Below are 17,038 nucleotides of genomic sequence, written 5' to 3'. Positions count from 1 at the left end.
GAACTTCTTCGAGGGGAACCTCGACGGCGGGACGCTCCGGGCGGACGGCTTCGACTACGACCTGACCGAGCGGATGCAGTCCTCGGCCGAGGGCCGGAACGACCTCGTCCTGGGCATCCGGCCGGAGGACCTCACGCTGCACGACGACCCGACCGGGGGCCACGAGTTCGAGGCCGTCGTCGACGTCGTCGAGCCCATGGGGAGCATCTCCTACGTCTACCTGCAGCCGACACACCAGGACCACGGGGAACCGTTCATCGCGGAGACGGACGGCCAGCGCCCGATCAGCGAGGGGTCGGCGGTCTACGTCGAGATTCCCGACAGCGACGTCCACCTCTTCGACGCCAAGACCGGCGAGACCATCCACCAGCGGCAACTGGACGCGGACGCCGAACTCGCCCTCGAAGACGGGATGCAGACGGTGAGTAGCTCCTCGGACTGAACCCGTTCGTGACCGGTGTGCTGTCGAGCGGGTCTTCGAAGAACCGGAGTGTCGAGCTGGGTCGTTAGCGAATCGCTTCCGCCACGCCGCTACTGGCTCCGCAAACGACGATAGCCGATAGCGCCAGCTCGACACCTCTGACAGTGAGGGTGCAAGGGAGTACGCCGCTAGTCATTCTAAACGTAATTAAAAACCCTTGAATTTATCCGGTATCTTTATAACCAGTCACGCTCACGTTTGAGTCGATATCTGTATGAAAAGCGCAGTACTAACCGACCAGCGAGAGGTCACGGTTTCGGATCGAGAGCGCCCGACGCCCGGAGATGACGACGTAATCATCAAGATCGGGGCGTGTGGCGTGTGTATGACCGACTATCACCTGTATCACGGAACGTTCCCGGCGGAGTTTCCCGTGGTCCCCGGTCACGAGAGTGCGGGCGAAGTGGTCGCCACCGGGGACGGAGTCTCGAACTTCAAAGAGGGAGATCGGGTCGCGGTCTTCCCGGGAATCCCCTGCGGCGAATGTGACTTCTGTAAGGAGGGCAAGCAGAACCTCTGTGAGAACACAGTTTCGATGGGTGGTGCGGGCGACGAGATCCTCGACGGTGCGTTCGCGGAGTATCTCCGTGCGCCCGCCCAGTGCCTCCAGGACATTGGCGACCTCTCGTATTCAGCGGCCGCCTTCGCGGAACCGCTCGCCTGTTGCATTCATGGCGTCGACCGGGCCGATATAGAGAGCGGTGACACCGTCGTAATCGTTGGTGCCGGACCGATCGGACTGCTCTTGCTCCAGGCGTTTCGTACAAGCGGAGCGGGAACGATCATCGTCTCCGAACTCGTCGACGAGCGCCGAGAGATCGCGACCCAACTGGGTGCCGACCACGTCGTCGACCCGACAGAGGGAGCACTAGCGGACCACGCCGACGAATTGGTCGACCGAGTCGACGTTGCCGTCGAGGCCGTCGGGCTTCCGGCGACAATCGAAGAGGCACATTCGATCACGTCTCCCGGTGGGACGACGCTCGTATTCGGTGTGCCGCCACAGAACGAGAGCATCGAAATCGACCCGTTCGAGCTCTACTATCGAGAACTCGAAATGGTCGGCGTATTCGCGCTCACGCAGAACACCTTCTCACGCGCGGTGACGCTGTTGCAAGGTGACCGAATCGAGACGGAGATACTCGTCACCGACGAACTCGGCCTCGACGGACTCCAGACCGCGTTCGATCAGATGGAGAACAACGAGGGACTCAAGAAGATGATCTATCCCAACGACAGGTAGCCGCGTGTAAGTCGTAACGGGTGAACTCCGAGACGTTGGTGACCAGGCCGTCGGTCCGCGAACCAGTAAATGCATGACACCTCGGCAGAAAGAAGCGAAAACCACTGCCACCATCGCTACCGCTGCTCCCTCTCCATTTTTATAGTTTCGTAGTAATACAATGGATATGCGCACTGCAGTGCTAACAGAACCAAAACAGTTCGAACTTGCGGATCGTCCACGACCATCGCCCGGCCCGGACGACGTTCTCGTCGAAGTCAGCGACGTGGGTATCTGTGGCTCGGACGTCCACTACTACGAACACGGTCGTATCGGTGAGTACGTCGTCGAAGACCCGCTCGTCCTCGGACACGAAAGCGCGGGGACAGTCGTCGAGGTTGGCGATAGCGTCACCGGACTCGAAACAGGTGACCGCGTGGCAATCGAACCGGGCGTTCCCTGTCGCCGGTGTGCCCACTGCAAGAACGGCGACTACCATCTCTGTGAGGCGGTGACGTTCATGGCGACGCCGCCGCACGATGGCGCGTTCGCCGAGTACGTCTCGTGGCCGGCAGACTTCGCCTACGAACTCCCTGAGAACGTTTCGACGGCCGAGGGAGCGCTCTGTGAACCCCTCTCTGTCGGGATTCACGCCTGCCGACGCGGTGCTGTCGGCACGGGCGATACAGTCCTCGTCACCGGGGCCGGTCCGATTGGGTTGATGATTCTCGAAGTGGCCCGCGCCGCCGGCGCGACGGATATTATCGTCTCGGACATCGTCGCGGAGAAACTCGACTTCGCCAGCGAGAGGGGTGCGGACCGCATCGTCAACGTGACTGAAGCCGACCTCGAAGCCGAGGTGATGGAGTACACCGACGGCGTCGGTGCTGACGTGGTTATCGAAGCGTCAGGCGCGCCCCCCTCTATCGAGGCGACGCTCGATACCGTCCGGCGAGGCGGGAAAATCGTACTCGTCGGCCTGGCAAGCGAAGCCGAAGTTCCCCTCGACGTGCTCGATATCATCGACAACGAACTCGACGTGTGTGGCTCATTTCGGTACAAAAACACGTACGACGCGGCCATCGACCTCCTCGCCGACGGAGCCGTGAACGTCGCCGGCATCGTCGACTTCGAATCGTCGCTGGAAGACGTTGATGCCGCGTTCCAGCGAGCGATGGAACCGACGACGATCAAAGGCATGATAACGTTCGATTCGTGAGGTGGAACGCAAATACGAGAGCGACGCTGGTGGCACGCTCGATACCTCTACCCTGTATAGGGAAGGGAACCCGATCGGTCGCTCACGAGTAGTATCTCCGCAGAATTAGAGGTGACAGGATCTCTGAGGTCCCCGACTGCAGCGCGAACTTCCGTCTCGCATCCGCGTGAGCACAATACTTATTCTGTAGTGGATTGTCGACTCTATCATGTTCGATTCAAAGGAAGTCATCGAACTGTCAAATCCGATCAGTGAGCAGATTCCGGTGTGGCCGAGTTTTCCACCGGTCGAACTCGAACAGACCTCTCTCGCCGCACGCGACGGGTTCACGATGGAACGGTTCGAGATGCGAAGTCATACGGCGACACACATCGACGCTCCGGCGCACTTCATCCCCGAGGGCAAGACTGTCGACGACTTCTCCATCGAGCGGTTCATGGGCGAGGGCGTCGTTATCGACCTGACGCCGAAAGAGCCCGAGGAGCCGATTACCCGCGCCGACATCGAGGCCTACGAATCAGACATCCAGCCTGGTGACGTCGTCATGCTCCACACGGGTTGGGACGAGCACTACGGGCAGACGCCGGAATACCTCTTCGAGTTCCCCTATTTGACGGGTGAGGCCGCGGAATACGTCGTCTCACTCGATCCGAAGGCAGTCGGGACGGAGGGGGCGAGTGTCGGCGGCTGGTACGACGAGGTGCCTGCTCATGGGCCATCGACTGACGTCCACCCAGCCGACTCACACCTGCCTCTGCTCGAAAACGACGTCATCCCCATCGAGGAGTTGCGGAATCTCGACCGAGTCCTCGACGGTGCGGATAGTCGGCGCGCAGACTTCTTCTTCCCGCCACTCAACGTCCAGGGGGCGGGAGGGTGTTCAGTTCGTGCCTTCGCACTGGTGTAGTCAGCCAAGCAAGAGTCCGCGCCGGACCTGAGACTACGTCCCAGACGGAAACCGTGTCTATCGAGCGAGTCTGACGGCCGTCGACACCGCATCGATCATGCTCTGCTCGGAGGCGACCCCTTCACCGGCGATGTCGAAGGCGGTGCCGTGATCAACACTCGTCCGAACGATTGGAAGCCCAATCGTGACGTTGACACCGCTCACCGCGTCGCCATCGCCGGTGAAGCCGAGCATCTTGATCGGGATGTGTCCCTGATCGTGATACATGGAGACGACGCAATCGAACTCGCCTGAGGCGGCCCGAACGTAGACCGTGTCTGGCGGGAGGGGGCCAGTCACGTCGACACCTGTCTCGGCCACCCGGTCGATAGCCGGTTCGATGACCGTCGCTTCCTCGTCACCGAGGAGTCCGCCGTCACTCGCGTGTGGATTCAACCCCGCGACGGCGACCGACGGGTCGTCGATGCCGAGATCACGCAGTGCGTCGGCCGTGACTGTGATCGTCGACGCGACATCGTCGACATCGAGGTCGCAGGCCTCCCGTAACGGGACGTGCGTACTGACGTGTGTCACCGTCAGGTCGTCCTCGATCAGCATCATCGAGTAGTCATCAGTCCCTGTGTAGTCCGCGAGCATCCCCGTATGGCCCGCGTACTCGCTTCCGGCCATTCGGGTCGCCTGCTTGTTGATTGGGGCGGTGGTTATCGCGTCTATCTCGCCAGCCTGTGCCAGTTCGATCGCTCGCTCGACGTATTCGAGGCTCGCTGCACCGTTCGCTTGCGAAAGCTCGCCGTACTCGTGGGCAGCCACGTTGTCGAGGTCGATTACTGGTAGTACCTCGGGGTCAGCGTCCGCCTCGGTCGGCGAGTCGATACGACGAACGGTTAGGTCGGAGGCGAATCGGTCTACCGCGTCCTCCAAGACGGACGCGTCACCGATGACGACGACGGTTGCCGTCTCGACTAGCGTCGGGTACGATTTGACGATGACTTCGCTTCCGATGCCCGCAGGGTCACCCATGGTAACGCCTACGGTGGGGGTTCGATCACTCATCACGAAGACCGAGACGAGCGAGGGACTTAATTATTGCCTGCTCGTCTCCGAACCCGCCGGCTTTCGTAACAGCCGTTGCCCCGTCTGCGACGCCGCCTTCGACGGTCGCAAGTGGTATTCCCGGAGCGACGCCTTCACCAGCCATACGGAGCGCCGTCGCGTCGAGGCTGTCGAGGACTGCCCGAGCGGTCTCCCCGCCGGTGAGAAAGAGGTTCGACGCTCGTCCATCGCCGACGACCTCAGCGGCGCCGTGAGAGAGTGCATCCGTAATTCGCCGCCGCACCGTCGCTCCGTCGACGCCCGCCCGCTCACCGGCTGCCATCGCTCGGTCGACATCGCTGCGTGCGTCGGCACTGACGAGTAGCACGCCCCCGTGTTCGTCGACGACACTGTGTCCACGAGACGCCAGTTCGGCCCCCGCACCAGACGGGTCGGTGACCGCCATCTCGAGATCGAGTTGTCGCCGCCGGTCCGTCGCCACCGCCCCGACCTGTTCAAGCGTCTCCGGGGCGATGCTCCCCGACACGCCCACCACTGACCGGGTCTGGTCGACGTCGATTCCTGCGCCAGATGGTGTTCCTGGGACGGAAATGTGGCGGGCGAGACCACCACTACCGACGTACAGACATCGCTCGGAGAGATCGGTAGCTGCGGTGGCGAGTGTCGCGAGGTGACTGTCCGTTACGGCATCACAGGTGACGATGACGGGACCGCTCGTCGAGGTCGCCGACTCGAAGGCTTCACACACGGCGGCCGCGCCGCGGGCGACGGTCTCGACACCAATCTGCTCGACGGGATATTCACTCGACGCAAAGAATTCGGGAAGCGAGTCGTGTGTGGGTGGTCGCTCTTCGTCGTTGCCGGGCGGTGAGTCGGTTACCAACTGGCCGTCGACGAGGTGATATCCACAGGCTGTCAGACGCCCGTTGTCCGGAAACGCCGGCGCGACGATGACGAGGTCGGGATCGATCGCTTGCGTCGCGGCGTCGACCTCCACGCGGACGTTTCCGCGAAGGGTCGAATCGACCTTCTTGAACGCGGCTTCGGGGTCGGTGTTCTCGAAGATTGCTCGAACGCGCTCGGCGGCAACATTAGGCTCCACATAGCGTGACTCGGTGTTGTACACGACGACGTCTCCCGATGTCGTCGTGTCGGGCTGTGCGGAGAGGACGACGTTGGTGTCGTAGTCGCGTCTCGCGAACTCGTGACCAGCGTCACAGCTCCCGGTCAGATCGTCTGCGACGACGAGACATCGGGTCATCGTCGGTCCCCCTGCCGTGAGCGCGTACGCTGGGCTGGAATACGCGTGTCCATGGTACGTATGGTGCGGCGCTGTGTAAAGAAACATTCGCACGGGCACCGGCACCCAAGCGAGGGACAAAACATAAGGTTCGGATGCGTTTTAGTACGTGTATCTATGGAGTTCGAGTTTCCAGACCGAGACCGTTTGGAGGCGGCCAACGACGCCGACGTAGCCGACCTTCCCCGTGCCTACCGTGTCAGTTGCACCCGGGACCATCCCACCGTCTCGGACGTCACGGAGGCCTCGATCGATGCCGTGACCGACATCCCCGAGCTCGGCGACCTCGAACCGGGGAGCACTGTCGGCATTACCGCCGGAAGCAGAGGTATCGAGGTCCTCCCGGAAGTGCTCGAAGCTATCGTCGCGGAGCTACATTCGCGCGGCTTCGAGCCGTTCGTGTTTCCCGCAATGGGCAGCCACGGCGGCGCGACCCCCGAGGGCCAGCGCGAGACGCTCGCGACGCTCGGTATCACACCCGACCGACTCGGCTGTGAGATTCGGTCCTCACTCGCCGTCGAACAGGTGGGAACCGACTCGACCGGGCGGCCGGTGTACGCCGCCGAAGACGCGCTCGAAGCCGACGCAGTCCTGCTCGCCAACCGCATCAAACTCCACACAGACTTTCAGGGAGACGTCGAGAGCGGGCTCTGTAAGATGGCCGTCGTCGGGCTGGGCAAGCAACGCGGTGCCGACAACATGCACAACGCCGCACTGGAGCGCGGATTCCACGAGGTCATCCCGGAGTGGGCCGATATCCTCATCGAAGAGACACCGATTGTCGGTGGCGTGGGTATCATCGAGAACACCGCCGAGGAGGCCGCTGAGATTCACGGCGTCTCTGCACCGGACCTCCTAGAGGAGGAGCCGAAACTGCTAGAGCGTTCGAAAGAGTTCTTCCCAGAACTCCCCGTCGACGACCTCGATTTGCTCGTCGTCGACGCGATGGGCAAGGAGATCAGTGGGACTGGACTCGATACGAACGTCATCGGTCGGGTCAGGTTCCACAATCAGGCGGAGGTCGACGAGCCGTCCATCACTCGAATCTACGTGCGGTCACTGACACCGGCATCCCACGGCAACGCCCTCGGAATGGGCCTCGCCGACCTCGTCCACCGCGACATCGCGTCGGCCGTCGACTTCGAGGACACGTACGTCAACATCGTGACCAGCGGCGAAACGAACCGGGCGAAACTCCCGTTCGTCGTTCCGAGCGACGCGACGGCGTTCATACTCTCGGCGTCGATGACTGGTGTCGCCAGCGCGGGTGACCTCCGAATCGCCCGTATCAAGAACACGATGGAGCCCGAAGAACTGTGGGTATCCGAACCGGTTGCCGAGGACCTCACTGATCGCGACGACATCCAGATCCACGAAGACGAACAGTGGGTATTCGACGAGCACGGTGAACTTGCGATGTCCTGGGAGTGATAATATACGACGGTCGACAGTCGCGGGGGGAACGCGAAACGGATACGCGCACTATCTACTCAGCAGCCGTGAACACGGACTCTGCGGCCACAAGGAGACAGTGAGGCGACGAAAGGACGGCTCGGTGTGCTACTCGAACTGTGCGTCGTAGCTACTGACAGCCGAGACGACATCGTCGTAGGACGGCGTCTCACCAGTCCGGACGAACTCACGAGCGAGTGCGTTGCCGAGGACTACCGCGGCCGCTTCCGGCAAGTCCTCGACGAGGCCGAGAGAGACTCCCGCGTTGAAGTGGTCGCCAGCGCTGGTGGTCAGCTCCGGAGAGTCGACCGGATTGACGCTGACGCTCGTCGTCCCTTCGTCGCTTACGACCACGGACTCCGTTACGCTGTGGCCGACGAACCGGTCGACAGCCAGGGAGTCGAACACGACACGAGCGTCCGCTACGAGTTCCTCACTCGTGTGAGCGCCGAGGACATCCGCGAGTTCTTTCGTCTCGTAGCGGTTCGCCGAGACGGTTACCTCGACCTCCTCAGCGAGGCGGCGCGTCGCCGTGACGATCGGCTCCAGTACCTCCTGATCGAGTTCTCGGATGTTCGCCGGGTCGAGTAGGACCTGCTCTGGCGGGGCTGATAGCTTCGGGAAGACCTCCTCTCGGAGTCCATCGAGGATGCTCGCCATCTCGGGAATTACCGCCCAGTAGCCGATTCCAAGTAGTTTCGCCCCATCGAGTTCGTCGACCAGCGTCTCGATACCGACCCGTGACTCGATCGTTTCCCAGTCCAGCGTTGCAGCACCGCCGCTCTCCATCAACATGAGCTTCCCGTCGTTGAATTCGATAGCGTCGGTGATTCCTGGATCTCCCAGTGAATACACGGTACACGCTTTGAACTCCTGTTCGAAGATGTCCAAAATCGGGTCGCCACACATCCCTACGAGCGTCGTATCGAACCCGAGGGTCTGGTACGCACGAGACAGGTGGCTGACGTGTCCACCGGTTCGCTGGCCGTGGCGTTCCCACGAGATGGCAAGCGAGCTATCAGCGGCCGCCGACGTCACGATCTCCTCGCCGAACTCGCGCAGTGTCGTGATACGTTCGTCGGCTGACGAACCGGCGTTCGTCCCCGCTTGGCGGACGTTATCGACAAACCCGTCGAAGCCGAACACCACGTTTCCGCCGCTCGGTTCAGATGGAAGCTGCTTCTGGCACGACAGCACCGCGTCACGCGTCTGGGAATCCGGGTAGCTAGTCGGCGACATTCGTTTCAACTCCGTCGACTGCCTGTGTTCGTGCTTGGAGAACGTCTGGGACAGAAACGGTGACGTAGGGGCCCTCTGGTATCCTTGAGCGATACGCTGTAGGGTGCCTCGATACTTCGGTCTCGGTCGGGAAACACTGATCGCCGCCGAATTGGTTTACTTCGAGTGCTACCGGTACCCGGGACTCTGCTAACAGGCGCATGTATAGCGTTACATCTGGGGATGGTATAAAAGATTATGTCACAGTGCTGTGCTCGGCTCTGTCGGCATTGCGGTGGTAGTAATTCGGCTCTCTATGACAGCGAGAGAATCGACAGCCTCAACATACTTTTCAAGAACTCTGGCTCGATAAAACTGAGAGTCTCCAAATAGCACAAATGCTTATTTATATCCCATATTTATGATTTAGAATCTATTTTTTAGAGCCAATATTAGAAGATATGGGGTTCTATTCTCCCATATACTTCTTATATTCTATATTTAGAGCATTTCCTACACAATAAGCCCGAATCTACATCTATCTCTTTATTTTATACTCAGGGTTACAAGTAGGCCGTTACTTCCAATCGTGATACAACGAGCACTGGCTCATCACGTTGCCTAGCAGTGATTTTTCGCCTAGGAGAACCAGTCGACATTCCATAACACAGGTACGTTCGTTATTCCATGGGACGGGGTGGGAAATCCACTATAAGTGGAATAGAATGGTGGTCCAGGCGGTGAATTCTCGTACGACGGATCAGTGAGACCACAGTCTCTCGACACCCTTCTCGGAGATGAGTGATTCCACCCATGGTAGATTTTATCAAGCCCGTCGTCGTAGGTGTTCACATGAATCTAAACGACCCAGACGACGGCGGAAAGCGAGTGGCCGCCGTACAGCGGGCATTCGAAGTCGTCGACGTGTTGCGAGACGCCGGAACGGTCCGAATCAAGGATGTCGCAGGCGCGCTCGATATCCCGACGAGTACAGCGCACGTTCATCTCAAGACGCTGGAATCGGCCGGCTACGTCGTTCAGGACGCCGACGGATACCGACTTGGACTGCAGTTTCTCAGAGACGGTGCCGTTGCGAGAAGCGAGTTGCGCGCGTACTCGACCGCGAGGACCGAGATCGACAATCTCGCAGAGGGTACGGGTGAAGTCGCGAACCTCGGCGTCGAGGAGAACGGACAGCGGGTCATCGTCTATCAGTCGGAAGGGAGCGAAGCGGTCTACGACAACGCTCTCGTCGGTGAGTACACCAACATGCACTGGACGGCGCTGGGGAAAGCGATCCTCGCCGAACTCTCGGAAGCGTACGTCGAGGAAATCGTCGATAGCTACGGACTCCCGACAGCCACGGAAAACACGATCGACACACCAGAGGCGCTCTTCGAGGAGCTATCGACCATCCGCGAACGCGGGTTCGCGCTCGAAGACGAGGAACGACGCACCGGTATTCGGTCGATCGCCGTTCCACTCAAGGTAGAAGACCGTGTCGTCGGAGCAGTCTCCCTCTCGGGACCGAAGGAACGATTCGACGACGACCGGATCGAAGCAGAGCTGCTGCCGGCGCTCAAAGACCGGACGAATGTCGTCGAAGTGAAAATCGCCTACGAGTAGTACCAACCGCTCGTCTGCCGGTCGAAGACTCTGTCTCGGGGCCACTTACTCGACGCCGACACTGACGATCTGCGTGAACCGAATCCACGCATAGTGGACTCTCATGTGTGATCACTCCACACGGTCCAGCGAGCCCCGGTCAAGAGTCGGGTACTGTACGTTTCCGGTGGAAGTCATTCACTGAGAGGAGATTGTAAGCAAAGTTTACATAGGAGGAGTTTCTCACTTCGGCCGTATGAATCCAGCATTGATGTTGCCGCCCTCTCCAGATAGACGATGGACCCTCGCCAAGCAGTTGGGCGTGGATCGCGGCGTCGTCCGGTTTTGGGGCGTCGACGACTGGTGGGAGTACGACACGCTCTTGCGGACGCGAAATCGATTCGAGGATCACGATATCCCCCTCGAAGTCGTCGAGGACAGACCGCCGATGACGCGAACCGTCCTCGGCGAAGAAGGCCGTGACGAGGAGATAGCCACGGTGAAGCAGTTACTCAGAAACATGGGTCGGCTGGGCATCGAGACGTACTGTTGGGTCTGGACCGAGAATCCCGTAGGCGTCCTCCGCACCTCTGATTCGATTCCCGACCGCGGTGGCTCGCTGCTGACGGGCTACGACCACGGACTGAGCCAACGGGCGGACGACCACCCCGCGGCGGACATCACCGAGGACGAGCTCTGGGAGAACCTCCAATACTTCCTCGACGAAGTCGTTCCCGTCGCTGAGGAGGCGGGCGTGAAGATGGCACTTCACCCTGACGACCCGCCGCTCTCGCCCGTCCGTGGCGTCCCTCGTCTCGTCACGTCCGTCGAGAACTACGAGCGAATTCTCGATCTCTACGACAGTCCGAATCACGGCGTAACGTTCTGTCAAGGCAACTTCGCCGCGATGGGCGGCGACGTCCCATCGGCGATACGGCGGCTCGGCAACCGCATTCACTTTGTCCACTTTCGAGACGTCGCCGGGACGCCCGAGTCGTTCGTCGAGACCTGGCACGACGACGGCCCGACGGATATGAAAGCCGCCATCGAAGCGTACCGAGACATCGGCTTCGACGGACCGATCCGGCCCGACCACGTCCCGAAGATGCTCGGCGAAGAAGACAGAGAGGGCGTCCATGCGGGATATACAGATATGGGGCGGTTGTTCGCTATCGGCTATATTCGCGGCCTGCTAGAACAGACGGCGTAACTATCGCTGTGTCAGTGTGAGCGATACTAGCCGAACCTATCGTTCGCAAGCACGTTTCTTGGAAAATGCCGAGGAAGAGTCACCGCTATCGAGCCGCCAATCGTGCTGTACAATATCAGTGGACGATGATTATCATGCATTATTGAGCAAGATATAAGTAGTAGCGTCCAAAGTTGGTGAGTGTATGCCACAACAGAGTCGAAGACGCTTCATCGAACAGCTCGGTGTGCTCGGCGGCGCGGGCACGCTCACCTCACTCGCGGGATGTTCCGGCGACGGCGGCTCCGGAAACGGCGACGGCGGCTCCGGGAGCAACGCGACGACCGGATCCTCCGGAGACGGCGGGGGCGGCGAGAGCCAGTCGATGCTCATCGGGAGCGTCTTCCCGAGCGGCCACGTTATCAACGAGATGGCAAAGTCCTGGGCGAAGACCGTCTCGGAAGAGACGGGCAACCGCGTCTCGATAACCATCGAACCCGCTTTCGGCGGTGAATCCGAAGTGATGGAGCAGACGCGTATTGGCTCGATCGACGGGACCATCATCGGAACCCGCTGGGTCATCGACTACGACTCGAAGAACTTCTGGGTCGAGTCACCGTTCGTCTTCGAAAGCTGGGAACAGCAGCGACGAGCGTTCCAGACGGAGTACCTCCAAGACGGGAGAAAACGGCTTCGAGAGGAGGGGAACCAGCATCTCGTCAATCAACCCATCTACCGCGGTTACCGGCACACGTCGGGTAAGAAGGCGTACGAGACGCCCGAGGCGATTAAGGGGACCAACCTGCGCGTTCCGGACCTCTCACCGTGGGTGAACATCTGGGAAGGTATCGGTGCCAGCCCGACGACCGTCGCTTTCGACGAACTGTACAGCGCGCTCCAGCAGGGCGTCGTCAAGGCACAGGAGAACCCGGCGGAGACGGTCCTGTCGGCGTCGCTGTACGAGGTTCAGAGCCACTACACGCTGACTCAGCATCTGGCCTCGACGGGTTGGTTCACGTTCAACAACGATACCTTCACCAGTCTCTCGGAAGACGACCAGTCGGTCCTGACCAACACCCTCACGCAGAACATCAAAGACCTCAGTAGCAGCATCAAAGATTCCGAGTCCAAAGCCGTCGACGAACTGGAGAGCAACGGGATGAATATCGTCGAACCCGACCGCGACGCGTGGCTCTCGGCGGCCGAAAAGCCGCTCAAGGCGCAGTTCGAAGCGAACTGGGAGCCGTCGCTAGAAGAAGTGCGAAACATTTGAGAGCCCCCGCGAAACACAGTGAATTATGGTTGAGAACAGCACTAAATCGACATCAATCCGCTACTTCGACTCGGGAGTCAAGACGCTGGCCTTGGCGTTGTACGTGCTGATGATCCTGGTCGTTGGGCTCCAGATACTGACCCGGTGGGTACTCGGGTCGTTCATCGGTAGCAGTCTGCCGTGGACCGTCAATCTCTCACAGATGCTCCTCGTCTACGTCACGTTCGTCGGCGCGGCGGTCGCGAGCGGCAAGCGCGAACACATCTCGCTCGACCTCCTGTCCTCGCGACTTCCAGACGAGGCGGTTCGGATACTCGCAGGACTCCGGGCGGTACTCGTGCTCGTATTCATCGGCGTTCTCGTCTCGGGGGCGTACCCGCTGTACCTGCAAAACCGGGGCTCGGTAATCGGTGCGTTGCCGACCTATCCGCCGTTCACGCAGGCGTGGTTGTACGTGCCGGCTATCGTGGGTGGGGCCATCATCGCCGTCTACAGCGTTCGCGACCTCTGGGAGGCCATCACGTCACCAGAAACGATAATCGCTGAGACCAAAGGTGACGACGATGCGAACTAAGAGGCCCGACGGTCACCCGACTCAATTCCGATCACGGGAGGTGCCACGCTGATGGCGGACATCGTCCTCCTGACCCTGTTCGTCGGAGTACTGCTCGGCCTCTATCTCTTCGAAGTCCCGGTCGTCTACGCGCTGGGACTGACGAGCCTCATCCTGATGTGGACGACGTCAATCCCCTTTGAACCGCTGCTCGTCGCACAGACGATGGTCAGCGGGAGCAACTCCTTCGTCCTCTTGGCGATTCCGCTGTTCCTCCAGACGGGGCTGTTGATGAACGCGCTCGGTCTCACTGACGTAATCTTCGACTTCGCGAAGGCCATCGTGGGGCCGATTCGCGGCGGCCTCGCTCACGTCAACATCGTCGCCAGCATCATCTTCTCGGGGATGACCGGCACGGCCGCGGCCGACGCCGCCGGCCTCGGTGCCATCGAGTATCAGGCGATGCGCGACGAGGGCTACGAAGAGGGATTCAGCGTCGCCGTTACGGGGTCATCCTCGATTATCGGCCCCATCATCCCGCCGAGCGTCCCGCTTATCATCTACGGCGTCATCGCACAAGTCTCCATCGGGACGTTATTCATCGCGGGGCTCGTCCCCGGCCTCATCATGGGGGGCGGCTTGATGATCCTCTGCACGGTGTTCGCCCATCGACGCGGGTACGAACGCGGCGAGTGGTGGAACCTCGGCGAAATCGCTAGGACCGGCTACCGTGCGCTCCCGGCGCTAGGAACGCCGCTGCTCATCATCGGCGGCATCCTCGGCGGCTGGTTCACCGCAACGGAAGCGGGAGCGATCGCGCTGTTCTACACGCTGTTCATCGGGACCGTCTTCTACGACGCCCTTAGCCTGGAAGAAGTCGTAGATAGCTTCGAAGACGGAATGACGCGGACGGCGTCACTCACCTTCATCGTCGCCGCCGCCGCCCTGTACGGGTTCCTCATCAGGCGCGCGCAACTGCCGGAGGTCTTGGCCAACGCGGTCATGAATGTCTCTACCGACCCGCTCGTCGTTCTGCTACTGATAGCGGGCGTGCTGTTCGTCGTCGGCCTGATGTTAGAGACCATCGCGGCTATCACGATTCTGACGCCGGTCTTCCTGCCGATAATCGAGCAGACGGCCATCAGCCCGATCCACTTCGGCGTCATCATGATCATCACGCTGATGATCGGCCTGCTGACGCCGCCGTTCGGCGTCATCCTGTTCGTCCTCAACGCCGTCACAGGCGTCTCGCTCGAACGGATCACGCGGAACATGATTCCGTTCTACGTCCCGCTACTGATCGCGTTGATTCTCGCAATCGTGTTCCCAGAAATCGTCTTGTGGCTGCCGCGAACGATGGGACTCGCCTGAGTCCCTGTCCGGATTCTTCTCCTCTCCGTGACCGGAATACCGTAAGAGTAAGGGGGAGGTGAGTGATCGTTGATACCATATGACTGAATCAGCAACGCCGACAGTCAGTGTCGCGGAGAAGAACGCCGTCGTCATCGGCGGGACGAGCGGTATCGGTCGAGCGATCGCGCTCGCGTTCGCGGACGACGGCGCGAACGTCGTAGCGACGAGCCGCCACGAAGATGCCGTCAAATCGACCGCTGAGGAACTACGAGAACGCGACGTGAAGACGGCGACCGTCACCTGTGACGTGCGAGAAGAGGATTCGATCGAGAACCTCTACGACGTGGCCGCGGACGCGCTGGACGAGGTAGACATCCTCGTCAACTCGGCCGGCTCCGTGGCGAAAGCGCCGATTACGGAGATGGAAGAATCGGACTGGGCGCGAGACATCGACACGAACCTCACGGGCGTCTTCCGCGCGTGTCAGGTGTTTGGCCGCGAGATGGAGAGCGGGAGCATCATTACCATCTCCTCGATGTCGGCCGGACAGGCCCGCGAACAGCGGCCGGCGTACTGTGCTGCCAAGAGCGGCGTCAACGGTCTCACACGCGCCGCGGCCGCTGACCTCGGACCCGAGGTGCGCGTCAACGCCATCGAACCTGGATTCGTCGAGACGCCGCTGGCCGGTGACGCCTTCGCGGAGGGAACGGAGCTGCGAGAACAGATAGACGAGCGGACGCCGCTGGAACGAGTCGCCCAGCCCGACGAGATCGCGGGAGCCGCCGTTTACCTCGCCAGCGACGCGGCGTCGTTCACGACGGGCGAGACGCTCAAAGTCGACGGCGGGTACGACGATAGTTCACTCTAAGTCGTCGCTGACGCGCACCACGCCCTTGACGTTCTCCGGTTCCATCGCCCGGTCGAAGGCAGCCTGTGTCTCGGTCAACGATTGCTCGAAGCTCACGATGCTATCGACGTCGAACCGTCCCGTCCGAATGCCCTCGATGGCGTCTGGATACGTCCCGCAGAATCGGAACGACCCTTTCAGGTCGTACTCCTCACCGATGAGCCCGAGGACATCCGTCGGGAGCGCCGCATCGATGGGGATACCGACGAAGACGACTGTGCCGCCACGCTTGACAGCATCGGTCGTTAGTTCGATGGCGCTATCCGCACCGGAACTCTCCAAGACGACGTCGACGCCGTCAGGATCGACTCGGTCGTGAATCACGTTGACCGGGTCCTCCGACGTGACGTCGACCGTGTGGTCCACACCGCGTCGCTCAGCCAGTTCGAGTTTCTCCGGGACGACGTCGGTCAGCACGACCTCTGCGCCCTGTGCCATAGCGACTTCGGAGACGAGCTGCCCGATGGGGCCGCCCCCGGTGACGAGGACCGTATCGCCCTCGACGATCTCGCCGCGTTCACAGGCGTGCATGGCGACGCTCAGCGGTTCCGCGAGCGCGCCTTCCCGGATCGAAACGCTCTCGGGAAGCGGGTAGACGAGGTCGGCAGGCCACGCGACGTATTCTGTCAGCGCACCGTCGACCGGCGGGGAGGACATATACTCCATCTCTTTACAGAGATGGTACTCGTCGTCCTCACAATATGTGCACTCGCCACACGGGATGCCCGGTTCGATAGCGACGCGGTCGGATTCGGCGACGCCCGTGACGTCACGTCCGACCTCGACGACCGTCCCCGCCGATTCGTGTCCCAGAACGTGCGGGAACTCCACGACGTTCCCACTGTTCCCGCCGTTCTGGTAATAATGGAGGTCTGAGCCACAGATTCCGACGCGGTCGACGCGGACGAGCACTTCGTCCAGCCCGGGAGTCGGTCGATCTCGTTCGATTACGCTTAGCTCACCGACATCCGAGAGAACGCACGTTCGCATAGTTCGAAATTGGTAAACGAGCATTTAACCTTTGTGGTAGCCCGAATGTAAGGGGGTCGTGCTTTCGTCTATTTCCGGACGTAGCGTCTGTCGTGAAAGCGGTAAAAGTGCGCGAACAGAGCAATCCGCCGTGGTTACCGAAACGATGTTCGAACGTCTCGTACATAGAAATAGAATGTCCATATTAAGCAACGGTATTCCAGATATAGACCTTATTTATAGCCATTAGATCCCATATTTGCCTACTTCGCACATACCCCACAGAGTTCAGAGTGTTTCAGAGTGGGTGAGCCTAAATATTCGGTGTTTAGTTATA

Annotated in this window: 15 protein-coding genes; 11 read left to right on the top strand and 4 right to left on the bottom strand. The window is 60.6% G+C overall.

Features of this window, described 5'->3' with window-relative positions; translation table 11 throughout:
* The 4 genes from E4S61_RS21400 to E4S61_RS21385 all read left to right on the top strand — a co-directional run.
* The coding region (locus E4S61_RS21400; protein ID WP_135301868.1) for a TOBE domain-containing protein at window positions 1-442 on the top strand (442 nt) is incomplete at its 5' end.
* 253 nt (window positions 443-695) lie between these two features.
* Window positions 696-1,724 (top strand): zinc-dependent alcohol dehydrogenase family protein, encoded by a 1,029-nt coding sequence (locus E4S61_RS21395; protein WP_135305961.1) that lies wholly within the window; start codon window positions 696-698, stop codon window positions 1,722-1,724.
* Between the two features lie 166 nt (window positions 1,725-1,890).
* Entirely contained in the window at window positions 1,891-2,922 is a 1,032-nt protein-coding gene (locus E4S61_RS21390) for an NAD(P)-dependent alcohol dehydrogenase (protein ID WP_135305960.1), read from the top strand.
* A gap of 208 nt (window positions 2,923-3,130) precedes the next feature.
* Complete coding sequence (locus E4S61_RS21385) at window positions 3,131-3,829, top strand: cyclase family protein (RefSeq protein WP_135305959.1); 699 nt, start codon at window positions 3,131-3,133, stop codon at window positions 3,827-3,829.
* 57 nt (window positions 3,830-3,886) lie between these two features.
* On the opposite strand, the gene pdxA is transcribed toward E4S61_RS21385, so the two are convergent.
* Together pdxA and E4S61_RS21375 are read right to left on the bottom strand one after the other, a co-directional pair.
* A complete protein-coding gene (pdxA, locus tag E4S61_RS21380) occupies window positions 3,887-4,882 on the bottom strand; it encodes a 4-hydroxythreonine-4-phosphate dehydrogenase PdxA (protein ID WP_135305958.1) in 996 nt (331 codons plus the stop codon).
* Window positions 4,875-6,143: a four-carbon acid sugar kinase family protein gene (locus E4S61_RS21375; RefSeq protein WP_167768610.1), complete on the bottom strand. Its 1,269-nt coding sequence runs from the start codon at window positions 6,141-6,143 to the stop codon at window positions 4,875-4,877. Before E4S61_RS21375 ends, pdxA begins: the two co-directional genes overlap by 8 nt.
* Before the next feature lie 156 nt (window positions 6,144-6,299).
* On the opposite strand from E4S61_RS21375, the gene E4S61_RS21370 reads away from it, so the two are divergent.
* On the top strand, window positions 6,300-7,613 hold the full coding sequence (locus E4S61_RS21370) for a DUF362 domain-containing protein (protein WP_135305956.1): 1,314 nt from the start codon (window positions 6,300-6,302) through the stop codon (window positions 7,611-7,613).
* A gap of 129 nt (window positions 7,614-7,742) precedes the next feature.
* On the opposite strand, the gene E4S61_RS21365 is transcribed toward E4S61_RS21370, so the two are convergent.
* Complete coding sequence (locus E4S61_RS21365) at window positions 7,743-8,873, bottom strand: carbohydrate kinase family protein (protein ID WP_135305955.1); 1,131 nt, start codon at window positions 8,871-8,873, stop codon at window positions 7,743-7,745.
* An 831-nt stretch (window positions 8,874-9,704) separates the two neighbouring features.
* On the opposite strand from E4S61_RS21365, the gene E4S61_RS21360 reads away from it, so the two are divergent.
* From E4S61_RS21360 to E4S61_RS21335, 6 genes are all read left to right on the top strand, one after another.
* Window positions 9,705-10,478: an IclR family transcriptional regulator gene (locus E4S61_RS21360; protein WP_135305954.1), complete on the top strand. Its 774-nt coding sequence runs from the start codon at window positions 9,705-9,707 to the stop codon at window positions 10,476-10,478.
* Between the two features lie 235 nt (window positions 10,479-10,713).
* Complete coding sequence (locus tag E4S61_RS21355) at window positions 10,714-11,667, top strand: mannonate dehydratase (RefSeq protein WP_209309574.1); 954 nt, start codon at window positions 10,714-10,716, stop codon at window positions 11,665-11,667.
* Between the two features lie 184 nt (window positions 11,668-11,851).
* Window positions 11,852-12,919: a TRAP transporter substrate-binding protein gene (locus E4S61_RS21350; protein ID WP_135305953.1), complete on the top strand. Its 1,068-nt coding sequence runs from the start codon at window positions 11,852-11,854 to the stop codon at window positions 12,917-12,919.
* Window positions 12,920-12,944: 25 nt separating this feature from the next.
* The gene (locus E4S61_RS21345) at window positions 12,945-13,493 is read left to right on the top strand and encodes a TRAP transporter small permease (protein WP_135305952.1); all 549 of its coding nucleotides are present in this window, start codon (window positions 12,945-12,947) and stop codon (window positions 13,491-13,493) included.
* A gap of 51 nt (window positions 13,494-13,544) precedes the next feature.
* Window positions 13,545-14,843 (top strand): TRAP transporter large permease, encoded by a 1,299-nt coding sequence (locus tag E4S61_RS21340; protein ID WP_135305951.1) that lies wholly within the window; start codon window positions 13,545-13,547, stop codon window positions 14,841-14,843.
* Between the two features lie 79 nt (window positions 14,844-14,922).
* Window positions 14,923-15,693: an SDR family NAD(P)-dependent oxidoreductase gene (locus E4S61_RS21335; RefSeq protein ID WP_135305950.1), complete on the top strand. Its 771-nt coding sequence runs from the start codon at window positions 14,923-14,925 to the stop codon at window positions 15,691-15,693.
* Here the strand turns inward: E4S61_RS21335 and E4S61_RS21330 are convergent.
* Window positions 15,685-16,722 (bottom strand): NAD(P)-dependent alcohol dehydrogenase, encoded by a 1,038-nt coding sequence (locus E4S61_RS21330; protein WP_135305949.1) that lies wholly within the window; start codon window positions 16,720-16,722, stop codon window positions 15,685-15,687. The two genes, E4S61_RS21335 and E4S61_RS21330, sit on opposite strands and share 9 nt — an antisense overlap.
* Between the last annotated feature and the right edge of the window lie 316 nt (window positions 16,723-17,038).

It is taken from the genome of Haloarcula amylovorans, from assembly GCF_004681185.1.
Lineage (GTDB): Archaea > Halobacteriota > Halobacteria > Halobacteriales > Haloarculaceae > Haloarcula > Haloarcula amylovorans.
This window is presented reverse-complemented; position numbering and strand designations above follow the sequence as displayed.

Bases quoted from the DNA above. Each gene is read 5' to 3' on its own strand.
- E4S61_RS21335 (WP_135305950.1), top strand. From the start codon at position 14,923: ATGACTGAATCAGCAACGCCGACAGTCAGTGTCGCGGAGAAGAACGCC.
- E4S61_RS21330 (WP_135305949.1), bottom strand. From the start codon at position 16,722: ATGCGAACGTGCGTTCTCTCGGATGTCGGTGAGCTAAGCGTAATCGAA.
- E4S61_RS21375 (WP_167768610.1), bottom strand. From the start codon at position 6,143: ATGACCCGATGTCTCGTCGTCGCAGACGATCTGACCGGGAGCTGTGAC.
- pdxA (WP_135305958.1), bottom strand. From the start codon at position 4,882: ATGAGTGATCGAACCCCCACCGTAGGCGTTACCATGGGTGACCCTGCG.
- E4S61_RS21340 (WP_135305951.1), top strand. From the start codon at position 13,545: ATGGCGGACATCGTCCTCCTGACCCTGTTCGTCGGAGTACTGCTCGGC.
- E4S61_RS21350 (WP_135305953.1), top strand. From the start codon at position 11,852: ATGCCACAACAGAGTCGAAGACGCTTCATCGAACAGCTCGGTGTGCTC.
- E4S61_RS21385 (WP_135305959.1), top strand. From the start codon at position 3,131: ATGTTCGATTCAAAGGAAGTCATCGAACTGTCAAATCCGATCAGTGAG.
- E4S61_RS21395 (WP_135305961.1), top strand. From the start codon at position 696: ATGAAAAGCGCAGTACTAACCGACCAGCGAGAGGTCACGGTTTCGGAT.
- E4S61_RS21390 (WP_135305960.1), top strand. From the start codon at position 1,891: ATGCGCACTGCAGTGCTAACAGAACCAAAACAGTTCGAACTTGCGGAT.
- E4S61_RS21345 (WP_135305952.1), top strand. From the start codon at position 12,945: ATGGTTGAGAACAGCACTAAATCGACATCAATCCGCTACTTCGACTCG.
- E4S61_RS21360 (WP_135305954.1), top strand. From the start codon at position 9,705: ATGAATCTAAACGACCCAGACGACGGCGGAAAGCGAGTGGCCGCCGTA.
- E4S61_RS21365 (WP_135305955.1), bottom strand. From the start codon at position 8,873: ATGTCGCCGACTAGCTACCCGGATTCCCAGACGCGTGACGCGGTGCTG.
- E4S61_RS21370 (WP_135305956.1), top strand. From the start codon at position 6,300: ATGGAGTTCGAGTTTCCAGACCGAGACCGTTTGGAGGCGGCCAACGAC.
- E4S61_RS21355 (WP_209309574.1), top strand. From the start codon at position 10,714: ATGAATCCAGCATTGATGTTGCCGCCCTCTCCAGATAGACGATGGACC.